Consider the following 20,394-nt stretch of genomic DNA (forward strand, 5'->3'; position numbering starts at 1 on the left):
GGACGCCCTCAGGTGGCGTCACCCACGAGGATAGCGGCAGCGTCCTCGGCAACGCCCTCGCCCTCGTCGTCGATGTGCGCCAGTGTGCCGCGTCCGACCAGGATGACAGCCGCGGCGACGAGCACGGCGCCGGCGGCGAACAGGTACGGGACGGTGTCGCCGAAGGCGTGCGCGAGTGCCGCTGCCGCGGGCGGCGCGATCGCTCCGCCCAGGAAGCGGACGGCTGAGTACGCCGACGAGGCGACGGAGCGGGGCAGATCCGTGGCCTCCATGACGGCTTCGGTGAGAACGGTGTTCATGATGCCAAGGAGCAGGCCGCCTGCGATTATGCACACCACGAGAGCCGCTGGGCTCTCGACGACCAGGCCGGCCGCCACAAGATCGACCGCGAGCAGCGGCAGCGTCGTCAAGATGATCGCGGTGCGCGACGTGCGCCGCATGAGCGCAGGGGCGACCCAGACGCTGGTGACGGCGAGGGCGACGCCCCAGCCGAAGAACGTGAGGCCGATGCCCATCGCGCCGAAGCCGAGCGGGAACGGCGAGAAGGCCAGCAGCACGAAGAACCCGATGTTGTAGAACAGCGCCGCGATCGCCAGCACCGCCAGCGCAGGACGACGCAGCGCGCGGAAGGGCGCGGAGAACGGCATCGGCATCCGCTTCTCGTCGCCACTGCGAACGAGGACGAGCACGGCGACGAACCCGATCGCCATGAGCGCCACGACGCCGAAGAACGGGCCGCGCCAGCTGACCTCGCCGAGCAGTCCGCCCAGCAGCGGGCCGACAGCGATGCCGAGGCCCAATGCCGCCTCGTACAGCACGATGGCGGCCGCGCTGCCGCCGGAGGCGGCGCCGACGATGGTCGCGAGCGCGGTGGAGATGAACAGCGCGTTGCCGAGTCCCCAGCCCGCGCGGAAGCCGATGACCGCGTCGACGCTGCCGCTGAGTGCACACAGCAGCGAGAAGCCGACGATCAGGGCGAGCCCTGTGAGCAGAGTGGCCTTCGCGCCGATACGGCTGGAGATCCAGCTGGTGACCAGCATCGCCAGGCCGGTGACCACGAGGTAGCTGGTGAACAGCAGCTCGGTCTCGAACGGCGATGCCTGCAGCGATTCGGCGATGGCGGGCAGGATCGGATCGACCAACCCGATGCCCATGAAGGCGACCACGCACGCGAATGCGACCGCCCAGACCTGTCCTGGCTGCCTCCAGATCGATCCCGCGGGTGTTGCGCTCATTCGTCCTCTCCTGTTTCCTTCTCCGTCGCGTGCGTCGCGAGCAGCCTGGCCGCGGTCTCGAGCGCTTCCCAGTCGCGATCTGTGAGATCGGAGAAGCGGGGTGCGAGAGTGTCGCGGAACTCCGCTCGCCACGCCGTCAGCGACTCGAGGCCATGCTCGGTCAGCGAGACGAGTGTCGCGCGGGAGTCGGCGGCATCCGTGCCTCGGCGCACGAGACCAGCGCGTTCGAGGTCGCCGATCAGGCGGGTCATGCCCGGTTGCGTGGTCCTCGCGGCCCGGGCCAGCTCACCGATGCGCATACCCGTTCGGTGTTCGAGAAGGCTCAGCACTCGCCATTGCGCCGCTGGAGCCTCGCTTCCGGCGTCCTGTGCTGCGATCCGCGCCAGCGCATGCGCCGACAGCACGATCGAGGGGATGACCTCCGCTCTTTGCATACCAATCAGTATATATCAGTACGTATGTAATTGGCCGACGGCGTCCGGATGCGGAGGCGTCAGCCGCGGCGCGCACCGGCGATGCGCGAAGAGAGCTGATGCGCGTGCGAGAGCAGCGTGCGGCCGAGTTGAGGCAGCCGATCGGGACCGAACCGGAACTCGACCCCCGTCAGGCTGAGCGCCCACTCCGGGCGACCGTCGCGGTCGAAGACCGCCGCACCCATACCCCAGGAGCCGCTGACGATGAGTCCGGGATTGACCGCATATCCGCGTTCCCTGGTCTCACGCAGCCGGGCGCGGAGGGGCGCTCCTGCATGCGCCCCGCCCCAGCGCTCGGGCAGCTCGGGGTGGCGTTCCAGATACGCATCCACATCGTGGTCAGTCTGGAATGCGAGGATCGCCAGCCCCGCGCTGGCCACCCCCAGTGGGAACCGCACCCCTTCGCTGAGCACGAAGGAGCGGATCGGGAACGATCCCTCCTCCCGCAGCAGACACACCGTCTCATCGGCGCGCCGTACGGAGAAGAACGCGCTCTCCTCCGTCTTCACGGCCAGCGAGCGCACGATGTCCCTTGCCAGTTCTGTCACGTCGTACCGCGCCGCAGCGACGGTTCCCATCAGGTAGAGCTCAGGACCCGGCATCCACAGCGAACTGGCGTCATCCTGATCGACGAGCCCCTCCACCCGCAACGCCGAGAGCAGCCGGTGCGCGGTGGAGCGGCTGAGGCCGGCCTCCTGTGCCAGCTGCTGCAGCGAGACGCCGTCCCCGCGGGCAGTCACCAGCCGCAGCAGCGAGGCGGCGCGTGCCACGGCCTGTGCGCCCGGCACGGCGCGTGAACGGCTTGGCACGGATCCCACGATGTGGACGCTACTGGCTGGAGAGCCCACATCGCAAGCATCCGCTTGCCGTCGCGTCGCCGCGGGCGGATGCTGGAGACACCCGACACGAAGGAGTGGTGCGTGATCGACAAGCAGTGGCCGTCCGCCGCAGAAGCGGTCTCGGACATCCCCGACGGTGCGTCCATCGCCGTCGGCGGGTTCGGCCTGTCCGGTAACCCGATGGCGCTGATCGAAGCCCTGCACGCCCAAGGCACCGGTGACCTCAGCGTGGTGAGCAACAACTGCGGGGTGGACGACTGGGGCCTCGGGATACTGCTCGCCTCGACGCGGATCCGCAAGATGACCTCGTCGTACGTGGGGGAGAACAAGGAGTTCGAGCGACAGTTCCTCGAGGGCGACCTCGAGCTCGAGCTCACACCGCAGGGCACGCTTGCCGAGAAGCTGCGCGCCGGAGGCGCCGGGATCGCGGCGTTCTTCACGCAGACCGGCGTCGGCACTCAGGTGGCCGAAGGCGGACTTCCGCGCAGGTACGACCCCGACGGCAGCATCGCGATCGCATCGCCGGTGAAGGAGGTGCGCACGTTCGAACACCGAGGAGAGCAGCGGGAGTTCGTACTGGAGGAGTCGATCACGACCGACTACGCCCTCGTGCACGCCGTGGCGGGCGACCGGCACGGCAACCTCGTCTTCAACAAAGCCGCCAGGAACTTCAACCCGCTCGCCGCGATGGCGGGCCGGGTGTGCATCGTGCAGGTCGAGAAGCTCGTCGAACCCGGGGAGATCGATCCCGATCGGGTTCACCTGCCGGGAGTGTACGTGCATCGCATCGTCGAGGTCGGCAGCGCCATCGAGAAGCGCATCGAACGGCGCACCGTGCGCAGCAGCGAAGGAGACTGACATGGCGCTCACCCGCGATCAGATGGCAGCCCGCGCGGCCCGCGAGCTCAGCGACGGCTCGTACGTGAATCTCGGCATCGGACTGCCGACGCTGGTCCCCAACCACGTGCCTGACGGGGTCACGGTCGTACTGCAGTCGGAGAACGGCATCCTCGGCGTCGGTCCGTACCCGACCGAGGAGCACGTCGATCCAGACCTGATCAACGCAGGCAAGGAGACGGTCACCGTTCTTCCCGGCGCCGCCTACTTCGACTCCGCGACGAGCTTCGGGATGATCCGCGGCGGCAAGATCGACGCGGCCATTCTCGGCGCCATGCAGGTGTCGGCATTCGGCGACCTGGCGAACTGGATGATCCCCGGCAAGATGGTGAAGGGCCCGGGCGGCGCCATGGACCTCGTACACGGTGCGGGCCGGGTCATCGTGCTGATGGAGCACGTGGCCAAGGACGGCTCCGCGAAGATCGTGAACGAATGCTCACTTCCCCTCACCGGCAGGGGAGTGGTCGACAGGATCATCACCGACCTCGCTGTGATCGATGTGACTTCCGATGGTCTGACGCTCGTCGAGACCGCGCCGGGCGTGTCGGTGCAGGACGTCGTCGACGCGACCGAGCCGGCGCTCATCGTGCCGGCGGCATTGAAGGAGGACTCATGAGCGACATCGTCATCGTGGCAGCGGCACGAACGCCGCAGGGGCGGCTCAAGGGACAGCTGGCTCCGTTCACCGCCCCGCAGCTCGGCGCTTTCGCGATCCGCGGTGCCCTCGAGCAGGCCGCTGTCGACCCCACTGAGGTCGACGCCGTCATCATGGGGCAGGTGCTGGCGGCCGGGTCCGGGCAGAACGCCGCTCGTCAGGCCGCGGTCGGAGCCGGCATCGGCTGGGACGTTCCGGCGAGCTCGGTCAACAAGGTCTGCCTCTCGGGGCTGACCGCGGTCATCGACGCTGCGCGGATGATCCGCACCGGCGACGCCATCACAGTCGTGGCGGGGGGCATGGAATCCATGACCAGGGCGCCGCACCTGCTGGTGGGTTCGCGCGACGGCTGGACCTACGGCAGTGTCGAGGTGCTCGATCACATGGCCTACGACGGCCTCACCGACGCGTACGACCGCGAGAGCATGGGCGCGTCGACCGAGCGGCACAACCCGCGTTACGAGATGACGCGTGAGCTGCAGGACGAGGTCGCGGCCCGCTCGCACCAGCGCGCTGCGGCAGGGCAGCGGGATGGCGTCTTCGACGCGGAGATCGTCCCCGTGACGGTGCCGCAGCGAAAGGGCGATCCGATCGTGCTGACGGCAGACGAGGGCGTGCGCCCTGAGACGACTGTGCAGACTCTGGCGGGACTGCGACCCGCATTCTCCGAGGGAGGGAGCATCACGGCCGGGAACTCCTCGCAGATCTCCGACGGCGCCTCGGCGGTGGTGGTCACCACCCGCGAGAACGCCGAGACGAAGGGTTGGCCGGTGCTGGCTGTCATCGGTGCCAGTGGACAGACGGCAGGGCCCGACAACTCTCTGCAGGCGCAACCCGCTCGCGCCATCGAGCGCGCGCTCCAGAAGCAGGGCATCGACGTCACCAGGCTCGATCTGGTCGAGATCAACGAGGCGTTCGGCGCCGTCGTCGCACGTTCCCAGCGGGAGCTCTCGCTCGGCGCCGACATCGTCAACATCCACGGGGGCGGTATCGCGATCGGTCATCCGATCGGTGCGAGCGGGGCACGACTCGTCGTGCACCTCGCGCATGAGCTGGCACGACGCGGCACCGGCACAGCGGTCGCCGCGTTGTGCGGCGGCGGCGGGCAGGGTGAAGCGCTCGTCCTCACTCGCTGAGGGGAGAAAGCGCGCGCCAGCTGGGGGGCTCAGCGCTCGTTTGAGATGCGGCGCACCTCATCACGCCGCTTCTCGCGCATCTCGCGCTTGTCGGGCTTCGGCGCGAACGGGGAGTCCATGGCGACCGGAAGCCCGCGCTCCTGCCGGCGCAGATCCTTGACCGCGCCGATTGCGAGGGCGAAGGTGATGGCCCAGCTGATCCAGCCCAACGCCGCACGCCACGTGATCGGCTTGCCGCGTGTGCCGCGCAGCAGAGCGTAGCCAGTGCTGATGGCGCTGAAGAGTCCGGTGCGAAGGATGTAGCGCATGCCCCCACGCTACCTGAGGGCACCCAGCTGCCTCGGGTAGGGTTGACAGACGTACAACTGTGTATCTACCGGCCGTCGGCTCCCCGACGGACAGCGGCGGCACCCTACCCCGCGCCTCCACGTCGCGCGCGAGAGCCATGACACAGACACTTTCCACTTCTCCGAGCCTGCTGCGCCTGGCAGGGCTACCGTATTTCGTGATCGCGTTCGTCGCGCGGTTGCCGTTCGCCATGATGGTCGTCGGCGTGCTGACAGTCGTCGTCTCGGCTCGTGGCTCGCTGTCGCTCGGAGGCCTCACGTCGGCGGCCGTCGGTCTCGGCACGGCGCTGATCGGACCCTTCCTCGGAGCAGCCGCCGATCGCTTCGGGCAGAGGCGCGTGCTGACGGCCGCCGCTGTACTCAACGCGACCATGCTGGCGGTCTTCGCCGCAGTGGTCTACAGTCCGGCCGCGGATCCGCTGGTGCTGCTCTCCGCCTTCGCGATCGGCGCGACCGCGCCGCAGGTCTCACCGATGTCGCGATCCCGACTGGTGACGATCATCGACGAGCGGATGCCCTCCGCGCAGCACGAGCGAACCACCTCGGCGACCATGTCCTACGAGTCCGCCGCCGACGAGACCGTCTTCGTCTTCGGTCCCTTCCTGGTCGGTGCTCTCGCATCGCTGATCGCCCCGTGGGCGCCGATCGTCGCGGCCGCACTCCTCACTCTGTTCTTCGTCGGCGCGTTCGCGCTGCATCCGACCGGCCGCCATGTGTCCGTCACCCGCGACGGTTCGGGCGCCGCGCCGTCATCGGCCTCCGAGCTGTTCCGGCCGGCGCTGCTGGTCGTGGTGGTCGGAATCACAGGCGTCGGGCTGTTCTTCGGCGCAGCGCTGACCTCGCTGACGGCCTTCATGGCCGACCTCGGCTCTGCAGAGCAGGCAGGGCTCTTGTACGGCGTGATGGGCATCGGGTCGGCGATACTCGCGCTCGGGGTCGCCTGGCTCCCGCCGCGGTTCAGCCTCAGGGCACGCTGGCTCGTCTTCGGCGGGATCCTGCTGGCAGGCTCCCTGCTGTTCGCCACGGCATCGACCGTCGCCGGGATGCTCCTGGCGCTCGCGCTGCTGGGCATCGGCGTCGGGCCGACGCTGGTGTCGCTGTACAGCCTGGCGGCCGCGCGCAGTCCACTCGGTCGTTCGGCGACGGTGATGACGATGCTCGGATCCGGTGTCGTCGTCGGTCAATCGATCGCTGCGGCGGTCACCGGAGACCTGGCCGAGAGCACCAGCACCGGCGCCGCGCTGCTGATGCCGCTCGTCGCCTCGGCGGTCGTCGTGGCGGCAGGAGTCGGCAACTGGATGCTGACACCGCGCCCGCAGCGGTGAGGGCCGGACCGCACGCCTCATACCGCCCTTGCCACCCTCCATGCCTTCAGCGCAAGCCCGGGGCCCTGGCGGTGCGCGATCGGTAGCCTGGGAGCTCAGAGCCAAGAGGAGTTCCATGACCGCCGCTGAGTTCGTCGTCGTCGCCAACCGCCTGCCCGTCGACCGGGTCGTGACCGTAGACGGGGAGGAGACATGGCGCACGTCTCCAGGAGGGCTGGTCGCCGCACTCGAACCGATGATGCGTACGGCGAAAGGCGCCTGGGTGGGCTGGGCAGGGCAGGCCGACCTGTCGCTGGAGCCCTTCGAGGCGGGCGGCATCCGGCTCGTGCCAGTGCCGCTGAGCGAGCAGGAGGTGGCCGAGTACTACGAAGGCTTCTCGAACGACACGATCTGGCCGCTGTACCACGACGTGATCGCGCCGCCGGCCTACCACCGCGAATGGTGGGAGGCCTACATGAGCGTGAACCGACGCTTCGCGGAAGCGGCTGCGGATGCCGTCGCGCCGGGAGGCACGGTGTGGGTGCACGACTACCAGCTGCAGCTTGTCCCCGAGATGGTGCGCGCCCTGCGTCCCGATGTCGTCATCGGGTACTTCCACCACATCCCCTTTCCCGCTCACAGCCTCTACGCCCAGCTGCCGTGGCGCGATCAGGTGTTGCGAGGCCTGCTCGGCGCGGACGTGATCGGGTTCCAGCGGGCTCAGGACACCGCGAACTTCCTCGCCGCGGTCAAGCGTCGCCTGGGGTACGAGGTCAAATCCTCCTCTGTGTCGCTGCCAGAGGGCCGTCGCACCGTCGCGAGAGCCTTCCCGATCTCCATCGACACCGCCCCCTACCGGGAACTCGCACAGCGACCGGACATCCGGGCGCGCGCGGCCGAGATACGCGAGGGCCTCGGCAACCCGAAGAAGGTCCTGCTCGGTGTCGACCGGCTCGATTACACGAAGGGCATCGGGCACCGCATCAAGGCCTTCGGAGAGCTGCTCGATCAGGGGCGCGTGTCGGTCGAGGACGTCACCTTCGTGCAGGTCGCCAGCCCCAGCCGCGAGCGCGTCGACGCCTACGTCCATCTGCGTGACGAGATCGAACTCGCGATCGGCCGGATCGACGGCGACCACGACACGCTCGGGCATACGGCGATCCGCTACCTGCACCACGGCTTCCCCCGAGAGGAGATGGTCGCGATGTATCTGGCGGCGGACGTGATGCTCGTGACGGCGCTGCGTGACGGAATGAACCTCGTGGCGAAGGAGTACGTCGCCACGCGGGCCGACAATCGCGGCGTCCTGGTGCTCAGCGAGTTCACGGGGGCGGCCGACGAGCTGCGGCAGGCCGTGCGCGTCAATCCACACGACATCGAGGGGCTCAAGGACGCGATCATGACCGCGATCGAGATGCCGGCGGCCGAGCAGGGCAAGCGCATGCGCTCGCTGCGCAAGCGGGTGCTCGAGAACGACGTGGACGCGTGGTCCAGCTCATTCCTCCGTGCGCTCGAAACCGCCCGCCACGACCGTGCGGCCCGTGCCTGAGACAAGCCGTACGCGGAAGGAACGAGGAGCAGACGTGACCAGAGAGTGGAACCCGGAGACATCTGACGATGCCGTCCTCGCGATCGCACGCACGCCCCGCCTCGTGATCGCTCTCGACTTCGACGGCACGGTCTCAGAGCTGGTCCCCGATCCCATGGCGGCGCGCGCGGTCCCGGAGGTCGCCGATGCGCTGGCCGCGCTCTCGGTGCTGCCGGACACCACCGTCGCCTTCGTCTCGGGGCGCAGCCTGGTGCATCTGCGCGAGATCGCCGAACACGACGACGACTCGCCGATCGCGCTCGCCGGCTCGCACGGGGCGCAGTACTGGTTTCCGGGCGAGGGGGAGGCGGACAGCGCCGACCTCGCCGATGCGGAAGGCGACGGTCTGCGCGGGGCGCTCTCCGATGAGATCGAGAAGCTGCTCGGCGACTTCCCCGGGATGCGCCTGGAGCGCAAGACGCTCGGGATCGGCATCCACGGCCGCCGCGCGGATTCCGTGGTGGAGCAGCGGGCGTTCGCGGCAGTGGACGAGGTGATGGCACAGCGAGCCGGACACTGGCGGCGTCGTGTCGGCGACCGGATCCTGGAGTACTCGTACCGCCATGAGGGCAAGGACTCGGCCATCGCGCGCCTGCGCGAGAGGTTCGGCGCCGACGGCATTCTCTTCGCCGGCGACGACGTCACCGATGAGGACGCCCTGCGAGCGCTCGGCCCCGGGGATCTCGGCGTCAGGGTGGGGCCGGGAGAGACTGCGGCGACGCTGCGTGTGGACTCCCCACAGAAGATGGCCGCGCTCCTGGGTGTCATCGCGACGGAACGGGCGTCGCAGCGGGAATAGACTTCCGTCATGTCCTCTCACGAAGCCTCCACCGGCGCGCCCGGCGCCTCCGCTGACATAGACATCAAGCCCCGCAGCCGCGTCGTCACCGACGGCATCGAGGCGACCACCTCCCGCGGGATGCTTCGCGCCGTCGGGATGGGCGACGCCGACTGGGACAAGCCGCAGATCGGCATCGCCTCGAGCTGGAACGAGATCACCCCCTGCAACCTGAGCCTCGATCGGCTCGCGCAGGGCGCGAAGGAGGGCGTGCACTCCGGCGGCGGCTATCCGCTGCAGTTCGGCACCATCTCGGTCTCGGACGGCATCTCCATGGGGCACGAGGGCATGCACTTCTCGCTCGTCTCGCGCGAGGTCATCGCGGACTCCGTCGAGACCGTGATCATGGCCGAGCGCCTAGACGGCACCGTCCTGCTGGCCGGCTGCGACAAGTCGATCCCCGGCATGCTCATGGCGAGCGCGCGTCTGGGCCTGTCGAGCGTGTTCCTCTACGCCGGGTCGATCGCACCCGGCTGGGTGAAGCTCTCTGACGGCACCGAGAAGGACATCACCATCATCGACTCCTTCGAGGGCGTCGGCGCCTGTCGGGCCGGTCGGATGTCCGAGGAGGACCTGAAGCGCATCGAATGCGCATTCGCTCCCGGTGAGGGCGCCTGCGGCGGCATGTACACGGCGAACACGATGGCGTCAGTGGCCGAGGCGCTCGGCCTCAGCCTGCCGGGCTCGGCAGCTCCGCCGTCTGCCGACCGCCGTCGCGACTACTACGCCCACCGCTCGGGCGAGGCCGTGGTGAACTTGCTGCGTCAGGGCATCACCACGAAGGACATCCTCACCAAGGAGTCGTTCGAGAACGCGATCGCGCTGGCGATGGCGCTCGGGGGTTCCACCAACGTCGTGCTTCACCTGCTCGCCATCGCGCGAGAGGCCGAGATCGAGCTGAGCCTGCACGACTTCAACCGCATCGGCGACAAGACGCCGCACATCGCCGACATGAAGCCGTTCGGCAAGTACGTGATGAACGACGTCGACCGGCACGGCGGGATCCCGGTGATCATGAAGGCCATGCTGGATGAGGGGCTCATCCACGGCGATGCCCTCACCGTGACCGGCAAGACCGTCGCCGAGAACCTGCGCGAGCTGAACCCCGACCCGATCGACGGCGAGGTCATCCACACCTTCGACAACCCGATCCACGCCTCCGGGGGTATCACGATCCTGCACGGTTCGCTGGCGCCCGAGGGAGCCGTCGTGAAGTCGGCCGGCTTCGACGCCGACGTCTTCGAGGGCCCTGCCCGCGTCTTCGAGCGCGAGCGCGCCGCCATGGACGCGCTGGCCGCGGGCGAGATCAACGCGGGCGACGTGGTGGTGATCCGCTACGAGGGGCCCAAGGGAGGCCCCGGCATGCGCGAGATGCTCGCGATCACCGGCGCCATCAAGGGCGCGGGGCTCGGAAAAGATGTACTACTCTTGACAGACGGACGATTCTCAGGCGGCACAACCGGCCTGTGCATCGGCCACATAGCACCCGAAGCGGTGGACGCTGGTCCCATCGCCTTCGTGCGCGATGGTGATCTGATACGGGTCGATATCGCGGCTCGCTCCCTCGAGCTACTCGTCGAGGAGGCAGAGCTGGACTCCCGCCGCTCCGGCTGGGAGCCCCTTCCTCCGCGCTATACCCGTGGCGTCCTTGCCAAGTACTCCCGTCTCGTGCGCTCTGCAGCAGAGGGCGCGACGACCGGTTGAGTACCGCATCCGCCTTCTCCGGCGGAATGCTCCGACTCCGATCGATCACCTAGGAAAGAGACATGACTCCTCCTGACACCGCTCCGGCCGTGCCGCGGCCTCCCGCAAGACCCGCCGCCGCTCCCGAGATCTCGGGCGCGGAGGCGGTCGTCCGGTCGCTCGAGAACCTCGGTGTGACCGACGTGTTCGGTCTTCCCGGCGGCGCCATCATGCCGGTCTACGACCCGCTCATGGACGCCTCCGGACTGCGGCACATCCTCGTGCGTCACGAGCAGGGAGCCGGCCACGCCGCCGAGGGCTACGCATCGGCGTCAGGCAGAGTCGGCGTGTGCATCGCGACTTCGGGTCCGGGCGCGACCAACCTCGTCACCGCGATCGCCGACGCGTACATGGACTCCGTGCCGCTGGTCGCGATCACCGGACAGGTGTTCTCGACGCTGATGGGCACGGATGCGTTCCAGGAGGCCGACATCGTCGGCATCACGATGCCGATCACCAAGCACTCTTTCCTGGTGAAGGATGCCGCTGACATCCCCGGTGCCATCGCCGCGGCGTTCGAGATCGCGTCGACCGGCCGCCCCGGCCCCGTGCTCGTCGACATCACCAAGGACGCGCAGCAGAACGTCGTGCCGTTCGTCTGGCCGCCGAAGATCGACCTGCCCGGCTATCGTCCGGTGACGAAGGCGCACGGCAAGCAGATCCAGGCGGCGGCGAACCTGCTCGCGGAGTCGAGCAAGCCGGTGCTGTACGTCGGAGGAGGTGTGATCCGCGGCGGCGCGTCGGCGGAACTGCGCACGCTCGCGGAGTCGACGGGGGCGCCGGTGGTCACCACGCTCATGGCTCGAGGCGCGTTCCCCGACTCGCACCCGCAGCACCTCGGCATGCCGGGCATGCACGGAACCGTGCCCGCGGTGCTGGCCCTGCAGGAGGCTGATCTGATCGTGTCGCTCGGCGCGCGCTTCGACGACAGGGTCACAGGCAAGGCCTCGCTGTTCGCGCCCAACGCGAAGGTCGTGCACGTCGACATCGACCCGGCCGAGATCTCGAAGATCCGCACTGCGGACGTGCCGATCGTGGGCGACGTGCGCGATGTGCTCGTCGACCTCGACACCGCCTATCGTGGCGTCGCGGCGGGGAGCAGGACGGACATCGAGGAGTGGTGGTCGTACCTCGACGGGCTGCGCGCCGAGTTCCCGCTCGGCTACGCGCCGACCGACGACGGCCTGCTGGCACCGCAGTACGTGATCCAGCGCATCGGCGAGCTCACAGGCCCTGACGCCGTGTACGCCGCCGGCGTCGGACAGCATCAGATGTGGGCAGCCCAGTTCATCAAGTACGAGAGACCCAACTCCTGGCTGAACTCCGGGGGAGCGGGCACCATGGGCTACTCGGTGCCGGCGGCGATGGGTGCGAAGGTGGCCGAACCTGAGCGCGTCGTATGGGCCATCGACGGCGACGGATGCTTCCAGATGACCAACCAGGAGCTCGCCACCTGCGTCATCAACAACATCCCGATCAAGGTCGCGATCATCAACAACTCGTCGCTGGGCATGGTGCGACAGTGGCAGACCCTCTTCTACGACGGGCGCCACTCCAACACCGACCTCAACACCGGCCACGGCACGGTGCGCATCCCCGACTTCGTCAAGCTCGCCGAGGCCTACGGATGCCTGGCGCTGCGCGTGGAGACCGAGGATCAGGTCGACGCGGCCATCCAGACCGCGCTGGAGACCAACGACCGGCCCGTGGTGATCGACTTCGTCGTGAGCGCGGAGGCCATGGTGTGGCCGATGGTCCCCCAGGGTGTGAGCAACAGCTATGTCCAGTACGCGCGGGACCACGCGCCGGCCTTCGATCAGGAGGATTGAGCCATGTCCACGCACGTGCTGAGCCTGCTGGTCGAGAACACGCCCGGCCTCCTGACCCGTGTCGCGGGGCTCTTCGCCCGGCGCGGCTTCAACATCGACTCCCTCGCCGTCGGCGTGACCGAGGTGCCGGGCATCTCGCGCATCACCGTGGTCGTCGACGTCGAGGAGCTGCCGCTCGAGCAGGTCACCAAGCAGCTGAACAAGCTGGTGAACGTCATCAAGATCGTCGAGCTCGAGCAGTCGACGTCGGTTCAGCGTGAGCACATGCTCATCAAGGTGCGCACCGACAACAGCACCCGCTCGAACGTGCTCGAGGTCGTGAACCTGTTCCGCGCATCGGTCGTCGACTACGCCCCTGATGCGCTGGTGATCGAGGTCACCGGCGACAAGGGCAAGGTCGACGCGCTCCTGCGCGCACTCGAGCCCTTCGGCATCAAGGAGCTCGCCCAGTCGGGCCTGCTCGCGATCGGCCGCGGCGGCAAGAGCATCACCGAACGCGTACTGCGCGGCTGACCGGTCGACAGCGACATCCGAAACTTCAGAACCACTATCAAGGAGAAACACACAGTGAGCACCGAGATCTTCTACGACGACGACGCTGACCTCTCGATCATCCAGGGCAAGAAGGTCGCGATCGTCGGCTACGGCTCGCAGGGGCACGCGCACGCGATGAACCTGCGCGACTCCGGAGTCGAGGTCGCCATCGCCCTCAAGGAGGGCTCGAAGTCCATCGCGAAGGCCGAGGAGGCCGGTTTCCCGGTCAAGACGGTCTCGGATGCAGCCGAGTGGGCCGATGTGATCATGATCCTCGCCCCCGACCAGCACCAGCGCACGATCTACAACGAGTCGATCAAGGACAAGCTGACGGCGGGCAAGGCATTGGCCTTCGCACACGGCTTCAACATCCGCTTCGGCTACATCGATGCGCCTGAGGGCGTCGACGTCATCCTCATCGCACCGAAGGCGCCGGGGCACACCGTGCGCCGCGAGTTCGTCGCAGGCCGCGGCATCCCCGACATCATCGCCGTCGAGCGCGACGCCTCCGGCGGCGCCTGGGATCTCGCCCTCTCGTACGCGAAGGCCATCGGCGGCACCCGCGCCGGCGTCATCAAGACGACCTTCACCGAAGAGACCGAGACCGACCTCTTCGGCGAGCAGGCCGTGCTCTGCGGTGGCATGAGCCACCTGGTTCAGGCCGGCTTCGAGACGCTCGTCGAGGCGGGCTACCAGCCCCAGATCGCCTACTTCGAGGTGCTGCACGAGCTCAAGCTGATCGTCGACCTCATGTGGGAGGGCGGCATCGCCAAGCAGCGCTGGTCGATCTCCGACACCGCGGAGTTCGGCGACTACGTCTCGGGTCCGCGCGTGATCGACGCCGGCGTGAAGGAGCGGATGCAGGCCGTGCTCGGCGACATCCAGTCGGGTGCTTTCGCCAAGCGCTTCATCGACGATCAGGACAACGGCGGGCAGGAGTTCCTCGCCCTCCGCGAGAAGGAGCAGGGTCACCCGATCGAGACCACCGGCAAGGAGCTCCGCGCTCTGTTCGCCTGGAAGTCGCAGGACGAGGACTACGTCGAGGGCAGCGCCGCGCGCTGATCCCACGCAGCGAACGGGCGTCCCCTCTCGGGGGCGCCCGTTCGTCGTTCCCAGGGCGCAGGCAGTTCTCGGTGCGCGGCGATCTCGCTCGCGATCGCGTTCATAGGTCGGATGTCTGTGCCAGGATTGTCTCATGCGACAGGCGTGGTTCGATGAGGCCCGATTCGGGATGTTCGTGCATTTCGGCATCTACAGCGTGGCGGCGCGTCACGAGTGGGTGCAGAGCTATGAACGACTGACGGAGGACGACTACCGGCAGTACTACACGCACTTCGACCCCGACCGCTTCGACGCCGCCGCGCTGGCGCGGAAGGCGAAGGAGACCGGCATGGGCTACGTGGTGCTCACCACCAAGCACCATGACGGCTTCTGCCTGTGGGACAGCGAGCTCACCGACTTCACGTCGATGACGGCCTGCGGCCGCGACCTGGTGCGCGAGTACGTCGACGCCCTGCGCGCCGAAGGGCTGAAAGTGGGGCTCTACCACTCGCTGATCGACTGGCACCACCCGGACTTCACGGTCGACTGGAACCACCCGCGCCGCGATGACGAAAACGCTGCCGCCCTCAACGAAGGTCGCGACATGGCTCGGTACCGCGAGTACCTGCACGGCCAGGTGCGGGAGCTGCTGACCCGTTACGGCCAGATCGACTATCTGTTCTTCGACTTCACTTACCCGGAGCCCCGCGACGGCTGGGAGGGCAAGGGTCCGGACGCGTGGGATGCGGACCGGCTCCTGGCGCTCTGCCGCGAACTGCAGCCGGAGATGCTCGTCAATGATCGTCTCGGCATCCCGGGTGACTTCGTCACGCCCGAGCAGTATCAGCCGACTTCCCCGCTCATGAAGGACGGTGAGCCGCAGATCTGGGAGGCCTGTCAGACGCTGAACGGATCGTGGGGCTATCACCGCGACAACACCGAGCAGAAGTCCTCGACCCTTCTCGTGCAGATGCTGGCCGACTCCGTCTCGATGGACGGGAACATGCTGCTCAACATCGGTCCCGACGGGCGTGGCGCCGTCGCGCCACGTGACGCGCGCACCCTGGCGGAGATCGGGGAGTGGATGCGGCTGCATCGCGACGCCATCGTCGGGGCGGGTCATGCGGAGTTCAGTCCGCCCCGCGAGGGCGTCTACACCCGCCGCGGTGATCGGCTGTACCTGCATCTGTTCTCCTGGCCGCTCGGCTTCGTGCACCTGCCGGAGCTGGCGGGGAAGGTCGGTTTCGCGCGGCTGCTGAACGATGGGTCGTGGCTGCGCACCAGCGTGACCGATCCGGAGCAGCAGGCGTCGCACATGACACCGGCGGGGGAGAAGGAGGGTACGCTCACGGTGCACCTGCCCGTGATGCGTCCCGATGTCCTCGTCCCGGTCGTCGAACTGACGCTCACCGGCGAGTAGGTCGCGCCCCGGCGGGACGCACGCCTCGAGCGGCCGGGATCTCAGGCCGGCAGCCCAGGCCGGCAGCTCAGGCCGGCAGCTCCAGGCCGTCCAGCGCCAGACGCGCCGCGCCGAGCACGATGGCGTCCGCGCCGGTGTGCGCCGCCTCGATCCTGAGGCGCTGGGTCACCAGCGGATGGCATGCCTCGTAGACGCGGCTGCGCACCGCGGCGAGGAACGGCTCCGACGCGCTCATGCTGCCGGTGAGGTAGACGGCGTGCGGGTTGAAGAAGTTCACCACCCCGGAGAGTGCCTGACCCAGATGCGTGCCCGCGGTGCGCACGAGCGTGGTCGCGACGGGATCCGCGTCCCGCGCGAGCCCGAGCACGTGCTCGGTGGTCGTGACCTCGCCGCGGCCGCGCTCGCGCATCTGGCGCACCAGGCTCGCGCCGCTCGCGACGGTCTCGAGGCAGCCGGTGTTGCCGCAGGAGCACGGTATGTCGCCGCTCCCGTCGATGCGCGTGTGGGTGATGTCACCCGCGGCCCCCGTCGCGCCGCGATGGACGTGGCCGTCGACGATGATCCCGCTGCCGATGGCGGTGCCGGCCTTCACGGTGATGCTGTGCTCGGAGAGGCCGAACTGCAGCCGGTGCTCACCGAGGGCGGCGAGGTTCGCGTCGTTGTCGACGGCGACGTGCACGCCGTAGCGCTCTCGAAGATGCTCGCCGACCCGGAACCCGGGCCACCCGGGCATGCGTGACGGCTGATCCACTGAGCCCGTCGCGATGTCGACGGGGCCGGGCAGCCCGACACCGATCGCGCGCACTGCCGCCCCGCCGGCGAGGTCGTCGAAGACCTCGCACACCGCGGAGAGGGTCGGCTCAGGGCCGGCGGTCAGATCGACGGGGATGGTCGCGACGCGCTCCAGCGCGCCGGAGAGTGAGTGCCGGCCGATGCGGGCGTGCCCGCCGCCCAGATCTGCGGTGAGGACGCAGCCGCCGTCTTCGGCGATGCGGAGCATCCGAGGACGCCGACCGCCTCGAGACGTGCCGTCGCCGGCTTCCTGCAGCAGGCCGGCGTCGAGGAGCGCCTGGACTCGGAGTCCGATGGTCGACGCGGCGACGCCGAGCTGAGCGGCGAGTTCGGAACGCGAGCGCGCGCGGCCGGTCGCGACGAGGTCGAAGATCCTCCTGGTCTCGTCGACGGGGCTGGCCTGAGCCATGGGTACTCCTCGCTGCGATGGGTGACGATTCCGCAACGCCCGGGCCAGACATCGGATGTCCGCCTTGCATCGGGCGCTGAATTATGAAAGCGTAACTTTCTGCAACAACATAACAGGTTATTTCGACACGCGAAGTAACTGCTTGAGAACTTTTCCGCAAGGAGGCATTCAATGAAGAAGATGCGGGTGGGCGCAGTCGTCGCCGTCGCCGGTGTCGCGGTCGCCATGACCGGCTGCGCGAGCAGCTCCGGTGGCGGGTCCGCAGATGGCGACACGATCGTCGTCGACATGTGGGCCGGCAGTGAGGACGACACGAAGGCGCTGGAAGCGCAGATCGAGGTCGTCAAGGAGCAGAACCCCGACCTCAAGGTCGAGCTTCGCACGGCACCGTGGGGCGACTTCTTCACGAAGCTCACCACCAACATGGCCTCTGGCAACATGGCGTGCGTCACCGGCATGAACTCCGGCATGCTCGCCAGCTACACCGACGGTTTCGCGACGCTGACCGAAGACGACCTGAAGACCGCGGGCCTGGCGGAGAGCGACTTCGCAGCAGGTGCGACCGAGATCCTGAAGAACAAGGGCGAGCTCTACGGCCTCCCGTTCGATGTGTCGACCATGCTCACGTACTACAACGAGGACATGCTCACCGCCGCGGGCGCCGACCTGCCCAAGGTGGGCTGGTCCTTCGACGACTTCGAGTCCATCGCTGAGAAGGCGACCACCGGCGGAAAGTACGGCTTCGGCATCGGCATGGGCGACTTCCAGTGGCAGGCGCTTCCGATCGCCAAGTCGGGCACGCAGCCCGTCTCGGAGGACGGCACGCTTCAGCTCACGGACAAGGGCTTCGCCTCGGCCGCCGAGTGGTACAGCGGACTCGTCACCGACAGCAAGGTCGCCGCTCCGGTCGCATCCGCGTCTGACACCGGCTGGGGAGAGAACCAGTACACCGGTCAGAACGCCGCCATGGCCGTCGACGGAACCTGGAATGCGGTCGGCTACCTGAACAACGACGCCGGCTTCAAGGCAGGTATGGCGCCGCTCCCGACCGGCGAGAACGGCAACCTCAGCCTGATCCTCGGCTCTGGCTACGGCATCGCCAAGAGCTGCGAGAACAAGGAAGCCGCCCTGAAGGTGCTGGGCTCGCTGCTCAGCAAGGACTCGCAGGACTACATCGCGTCGTCCGGCCGCAGCTACCCGGCGCGCGCTGAGAGCCAGCCGCTGTACTTCGAGTCGCTCGACGAGTCGTACCGTGACCAGGTCGAGGAGGTCTTCGAGGCCGCCTTCGAGAACGTGCAGGGCCAGTACGTCTCCGACAACTGGGCAAAGGTCGGCACGTTCGTGCAGCCGCAGCTGGTGAGCGTGTACAACGGGCAGGCCTCCATGGACGAGGTCCTGGAGTCCGCCCAGCAGCAGTTCGGCAACTGACACATCTATCCGGGGCAGAGGCCCCGACTAAGGAACAACAGAGATGACCACCACGATCGCTCCCCAGCGTCGTCGAGGGTCGTTCGCCAAGGTCGAGGCGCGCCAGGCGCTGGGTTTTGCAAGCCCAGCCCTGGTGGGCCTCGCCCTGTTCACGATCGTGCCCGTCGTCTTGTCCATCGTGATGAGCTTCTTCGACTGGCCGACGTTCGGTGAGCGCACCTTCAATGGCGGGGCGAACTACGCCCGCCTCTTCGAAGACCCGAACTTCCTGCCGTCGCTGCGGAACACGATCGTGTTCACCGTCCTCTACGTGCCGGTCAGCATCGCGCTGTCGCTGGCGCTCGCGCTCGGGCTCGGCCCCCGCATCCGTGGGCGCGGAGCACTCCGCGTGCTGTTCTTCATCCCGGTCGTGACGCCCATGGTCGCGAACGTGCTGGTCTGGAAGATGCTGCTGCAGCCGCAGGGGCTCTTCAACGGGCTCGCGCAGACCTGGTTCGGCATCGAACTGCCGAACTTCCTCGCCGACCGCCAGTGGGCGATGATCATGGTCGTCGTGATGAGCGTGTGGCAGGGCCTCGGCTACAACATGCTCATCTTCTCGGCCGCACTCGAGCAGCTGCCGGAGAGCGTCGTCGAGGCGGCGCGCATCGACGGAGCCAAGGGCTTCAGAATGATCTGGAGCGTGATGATCCCGATGATCTCCCCGGCGATCTTCTTCGCCACGATCATGACGATGATCACCTCGCTGCAGGTGTTCGTGCAGCCGCAAATGCTCACCGGCGGCGGTCCGGGCAACGCGACGATGCCGCTGGTGATGTGGATCTACAACCAGGGCTTCAAGTTCCAGGACCTCGGTCTCGCCGCGGCGGGCGCCTGGATCCTGTTCGCATTGATCATCATCATCACGGCGCTGCAGTTCGGCGCGCAGAAGAAGTGGGTGCACTATGAGCACTGACACCACCGTGGTCCCGGCGCTGACCACCACCGCCGTCGAAGACGGTCACATCGAGCCCGAACGCCGTTCGGGGCGTGAGCCCATGACGGCAGGCGGGCGCGTGCGCCTCTTCGTCGGCCACGTGTTCGTCTACGTCGCCGCGGCGCTGTTCATGCTGCCCCTTGTCTACGCCTTCTTCTCGGCCCTCAAGCCGAACGGCGACATGTTCGCGATGCCGCCGAGCCTGTTCGGCTCGGAGATCCGATGGTCCAACTTCGCGGAGGTGTTCGCGTTCGGCCCGTTCTGGACCTACATCGGCAACTCGATCTTCACCTCTGTCGCCGGAACCATCGTGGTGCTCATCGTCTCGACGACCGCGGGGTACGCCTTCGGCCGGCTGCGTTGGAAGGGCAGAGACGCGGTGTTCGTGCTCTTCCTGGCCACGCTCATGGTGCCCGCTGAGGTTCTCGTGATCCCGATGTTCCAGGTGATGCAGTGGTTCGGATGGGTCGACACCTACCAGGCGCTGATCTTCCCGTTCGCGTTCACCGCCTTCGGAACCTTCCTCATGCGGCAGTTCTTCCGCGGCATCCCCTACGAGCTCGAGGAAGCAGCCCGCGTCGACGGGGCGGGTCCCGTGCGCAGCTTCCTGCAGATCATTCTGCCGCTGTCGACCTCGGCGGTCGCAGTGTTGGCCGTGTTCACCTTCCTGTCGTTCTGGAACAGCTACCTGTGGCCGCTGATCGTGACGGTCGATTACAACGCTCATGGCACGCTGCCGGTGGGTCTGGCGAGTTTCTCGGGCCTCACCGGGACCCGCTGGGACCTTCAGATGGCGGCATCCATCATCTCGATGATCCCGACCACCATCCTCGTGATCGCGCTGCAGAAGCATCTCGTCAAGGGCATCGCAATGGCCGGACTCGGTGGGCGCTGAATCCGTGGATGAGCG

The 20,394-nt window shown here is 67.9% G+C and carries 19 protein-coding genes; 14 read left to right on the top strand and 5 right to left on the bottom strand.

Going from position 1 to position 20,394, the window contains the following annotated elements; translation table 11 throughout:
* Window positions 1–8: 8 nt before the first annotated feature.
* From RIN43_RS12945 to RIN43_RS12955, 3 genes are read right to left on the bottom strand one after another with little or no spacing between them, the layout of a single operon-like run.
* The gene (locus tag RIN43_RS12945) at window positions 9–1,235 is read right to left on the bottom strand and encodes an MFS transporter (RefSeq protein WP_309129340.1); all 1,227 of its coding nucleotides are present in this window, start codon (window positions 1,233–1,235) and stop codon (window positions 9–11) included.
* On the bottom strand, window positions 1,232–1,669 hold the full coding sequence (locus RIN43_RS12950; protein ID WP_309129341.1) for a MarR family transcriptional regulator: 438 nt from the start codon (window positions 1,667–1,669) through the stop codon (window positions 1,232–1,234). Before RIN43_RS12950 ends, RIN43_RS12945 begins: the two co-directional genes overlap by 4 nt.
* A 59-nt stretch (window positions 1,670–1,728) precedes the next feature.
* The gene (locus RIN43_RS12955; protein ID WP_375163749.1) at window positions 1,729–2,526 is read right to left on the bottom strand and encodes an IclR family transcriptional regulator; all 798 of its coding nucleotides are present in this window, start codon (window positions 2,524–2,526) and stop codon (window positions 1,729–1,731) included.
* 102 nt (window positions 2,527–2,628) lie between these two features.
* On the opposite strand from RIN43_RS12955, the gene RIN43_RS12960 reads away from it, so the two are divergent.
* From RIN43_RS12960 to RIN43_RS12970, 3 genes are read left to right on the top strand one after another with little or no spacing between them, the layout of a single operon-like run.
* Window positions 2,629–3,405 (top strand): CoA transferase subunit A, encoded by a 777-nt coding sequence (locus RIN43_RS12960; RefSeq protein ID WP_309129342.1) that lies wholly within the window; start codon window positions 2,629–2,631, stop codon window positions 3,403–3,405.
* Window position 3,406: 1 nt separating this feature from the next.
* Window positions 3,407–4,060 (top strand): CoA transferase subunit B, encoded by a 654-nt coding sequence (locus tag RIN43_RS12965; RefSeq protein ID WP_309129343.1) that lies wholly within the window; start codon window positions 3,407–3,409, stop codon window positions 4,058–4,060.
* On the top strand, window positions 4,057–5,235 hold the full coding sequence (locus tag RIN43_RS12970) for an acetyl-CoA C-acetyltransferase (protein WP_309129344.1): 1,179 nt from the start codon (window positions 4,057–4,059) through the stop codon (window positions 5,233–5,235). The genes RIN43_RS12965 and RIN43_RS12970 overlap by 4 nt, the downstream gene beginning before the upstream one ends.
* A gap of 29 nt (window positions 5,236–5,264) precedes the next feature.
* Here the strand turns inward: RIN43_RS12970 and RIN43_RS12975 are convergent, their stop codons facing one another.
* Window positions 5,265–5,543: a hypothetical protein gene (locus tag RIN43_RS12975; protein ID WP_309129345.1), complete on the bottom strand. Its 279-nt coding sequence runs from the start codon at window positions 5,541–5,543 to the stop codon at window positions 5,265–5,267.
* 137 nt (window positions 5,544–5,680) lie between these two features.
* Between RIN43_RS12975 and RIN43_RS12980 the strand changes: the two genes are divergently transcribed.
* The 8 genes from RIN43_RS12980 (at window position 5,681) to RIN43_RS13015 (ending at window position 15,879) form a co-directional block, all read left to right on the top strand.
* Entirely contained in the window at window positions 5,681–6,907 is a 1,227-nt protein-coding gene (locus tag RIN43_RS12980; protein ID WP_309129346.1) for an MFS transporter, read from the top strand.
* 115 nt (window positions 6,908–7,022) lie between these two features.
* Window positions 7,023–8,435: a trehalose-6-phosphate synthase gene (locus tag RIN43_RS12985; RefSeq protein ID WP_309129347.1), complete on the top strand. Its 1,413-nt coding sequence runs from the start codon at window positions 7,023–7,025 to the stop codon at window positions 8,433–8,435.
* 34 nt (window positions 8,436–8,469) lie between these two features.
* On the top strand, window positions 8,470–9,273 hold the full coding sequence (gene otsB / locus RIN43_RS12990) for a trehalose-phosphatase (protein WP_309129348.1): 804 nt from the start codon (window positions 8,470–8,472) through the stop codon (window positions 9,271–9,273).
* Window positions 9,274–9,282: 9 nt separating this feature from the next.
* Window positions 9,283–11,016, top strand: a complete 1,734-nt coding sequence (gene ilvD, locus RIN43_RS12995) for a dihydroxy-acid dehydratase (RefSeq protein ID WP_309129349.1) — start codon at window positions 9,283–9,285, stop codon at window positions 11,014–11,016.
* Between the two features lie 62 nt (window positions 11,017–11,078).
* Window positions 11,079–12,884 (top strand): acetolactate synthase large subunit, encoded by a 1,806-nt coding sequence (locus RIN43_RS13000; RefSeq protein WP_309129350.1) that lies wholly within the window; start codon window positions 11,079–11,081, stop codon window positions 12,882–12,884.
* Between the two features lie 3 nt (window positions 12,885–12,887).
* Complete coding sequence (ilvN, locus tag RIN43_RS13005) at window positions 12,888–13,397, top strand: acetolactate synthase small subunit (protein ID WP_309129351.1); 510 nt, start codon at window positions 12,888–12,890, stop codon at window positions 13,395–13,397.
* A 54-nt stretch (window positions 13,398–13,451) separates the two neighbouring features.
* On the top strand, window positions 13,452–14,480 hold the full coding sequence (ilvC, locus tag RIN43_RS13010; protein ID WP_309129352.1) for a ketol-acid reductoisomerase: 1,029 nt from the start codon (window positions 13,452–13,454) through the stop codon (window positions 14,478–14,480).
* Window positions 14,481–14,613: 133 nt separating this feature from the next.
* A complete protein-coding gene (locus RIN43_RS13015) occupies window positions 14,614–15,879 on the top strand; it encodes an alpha-L-fucosidase (protein ID WP_309129353.1) in 1,266 nt (421 codons plus the stop codon).
* A 67-nt stretch (window positions 15,880–15,946) separates the two neighbouring features.
* Here RIN43_RS13015 and RIN43_RS13020 read toward each other — a convergent pair whose 3' ends face one another.
* Window positions 15,947–17,080 (bottom strand): ROK family transcriptional regulator, encoded by a 1,134-nt coding sequence (locus RIN43_RS13020; protein ID WP_309129354.1) that lies wholly within the window; start codon window positions 17,078–17,080, stop codon window positions 15,947–15,949.
* A gap of 171 nt (window positions 17,081–17,251) precedes the next feature.
* Between RIN43_RS13020 and RIN43_RS13025 the strand changes: the two genes are divergently transcribed.
* From RIN43_RS13025 to RIN43_RS13035, 3 genes are read left to right on the top strand one after another with little or no spacing between them, the layout of a single operon-like run.
* Window positions 17,252–18,508 carry a sugar ABC transporter substrate-binding protein gene (locus RIN43_RS13025; protein WP_309129355.1) on the top strand — a complete coding sequence of 419 codons (1,257 nt, stop codon included), beginning with the start codon at window positions 17,252–17,254 and terminating at the stop codon, window positions 18,506–18,508.
* Window positions 18,509–18,551: 43 nt separating this feature from the next.
* Window positions 18,552–19,463, top strand: coding sequence for a sugar ABC transporter permease (locus RIN43_RS13030; RefSeq protein ID WP_309129356.1), 912 nt, complete (start codon window positions 18,552–18,554; stop codon window positions 19,461–19,463).
* On the top strand, window positions 19,453–20,379 hold the full coding sequence (locus RIN43_RS13035; protein ID WP_309129357.1) for a carbohydrate ABC transporter permease: 927 nt from the start codon (window positions 19,453–19,455) through the stop codon (window positions 20,377–20,379). Before RIN43_RS13030 ends, RIN43_RS13035 begins: the two co-directional genes overlap by 11 nt.
* The last annotated feature ends 15 nt before the right edge of the window (window positions 20,380–20,394 follow it).

The sequence above is a fragment of the Microbacterium sp. genome, assembly GCF_031178445.1.
Taxonomy (GTDB): domain Bacteria; phylum Actinomycetota; class Actinomycetes; order Actinomycetales; family Microbacteriaceae; genus Microbacterium.

Excerpts from the sequence above, each read along its gene's own strand:
- RIN43_RS13015 (WP_309129353.1), top strand. The coding sequence starts at position 14,614 with ATGCGACAGGCGTGGTTCGATGAGGCCCGATTCGGGATGTTCGTGCAT.
- ilvN (WP_309129351.1), top strand. The coding sequence starts at position 12,888 with ATGTCCACGCACGTGCTGAGCCTGCTGGTCGAGAACACGCCCGGCCTC.
- RIN43_RS12965 (WP_309129343.1), top strand. The coding sequence starts at position 3,407 with ATGGCGCTCACCCGCGATCAGATGGCAGCCCGCGCGGCCCGCGAGCTC.
- RIN43_RS13030 (WP_309129356.1), top strand. The coding sequence starts at position 18,552 with ATGACCACCACGATCGCTCCCCAGCGTCGTCGAGGGTCGTTCGCCAAG.
- RIN43_RS13000 (WP_309129350.1), top strand. The coding sequence starts at position 11,079 with ATGACTCCTCCTGACACCGCTCCGGCCGTGCCGCGGCCTCCCGCAAGA.
- RIN43_RS12970 (WP_309129344.1), top strand. The coding sequence starts at position 4,057 with ATGAGCGACATCGTCATCGTGGCAGCGGCACGAACGCCGCAGGGGCGG.
- RIN43_RS12980 (WP_309129346.1), top strand. The coding sequence starts at position 5,681 with ATGACACAGACACTTTCCACTTCTCCGAGCCTGCTGCGCCTGGCAGGG.
- RIN43_RS12985 (WP_309129347.1), top strand. The coding sequence starts at position 7,023 with ATGACCGCCGCTGAGTTCGTCGTCGTCGCCAACCGCCTGCCCGTCGAC.
- RIN43_RS12950 (WP_309129341.1), bottom strand. The coding sequence starts at position 1,669 with ATGCAAAGAGCGGAGGTCATCCCCTCGATCGTGCTGTCGGCGCATGCG.
- RIN43_RS13035 (WP_309129357.1), top strand. The coding sequence starts at position 19,453 with ATGAGCACTGACACCACCGTGGTCCCGGCGCTGACCACCACCGCCGTC.
- RIN43_RS12975 (WP_309129345.1), bottom strand. The coding sequence starts at position 5,543 with ATGCGCTACATCCTTCGCACCGGACTCTTCAGCGCCATCAGCACTGGC.
- RIN43_RS12945 (WP_309129340.1), bottom strand. The coding sequence starts at position 1,235 with ATGAGCGCAACACCCGCGGGATCGATCTGGAGGCAGCCAGGACAGGTC.
- RIN43_RS13020 (WP_309129354.1), bottom strand. The coding sequence starts at position 17,080 with ATGGCTCAGGCCAGCCCCGTCGACGAGACCAGGAGGATCTTCGACCTC.
- ilvD (WP_309129349.1), top strand. The coding sequence starts at position 9,283 with ATGTCCTCTCACGAAGCCTCCACCGGCGCGCCCGGCGCCTCCGCTGAC.
- RIN43_RS13025 (WP_309129355.1), top strand. The coding sequence starts at position 17,252 with ATGAAGAAGATGCGGGTGGGCGCAGTCGTCGCCGTCGCCGGTGTCGCG.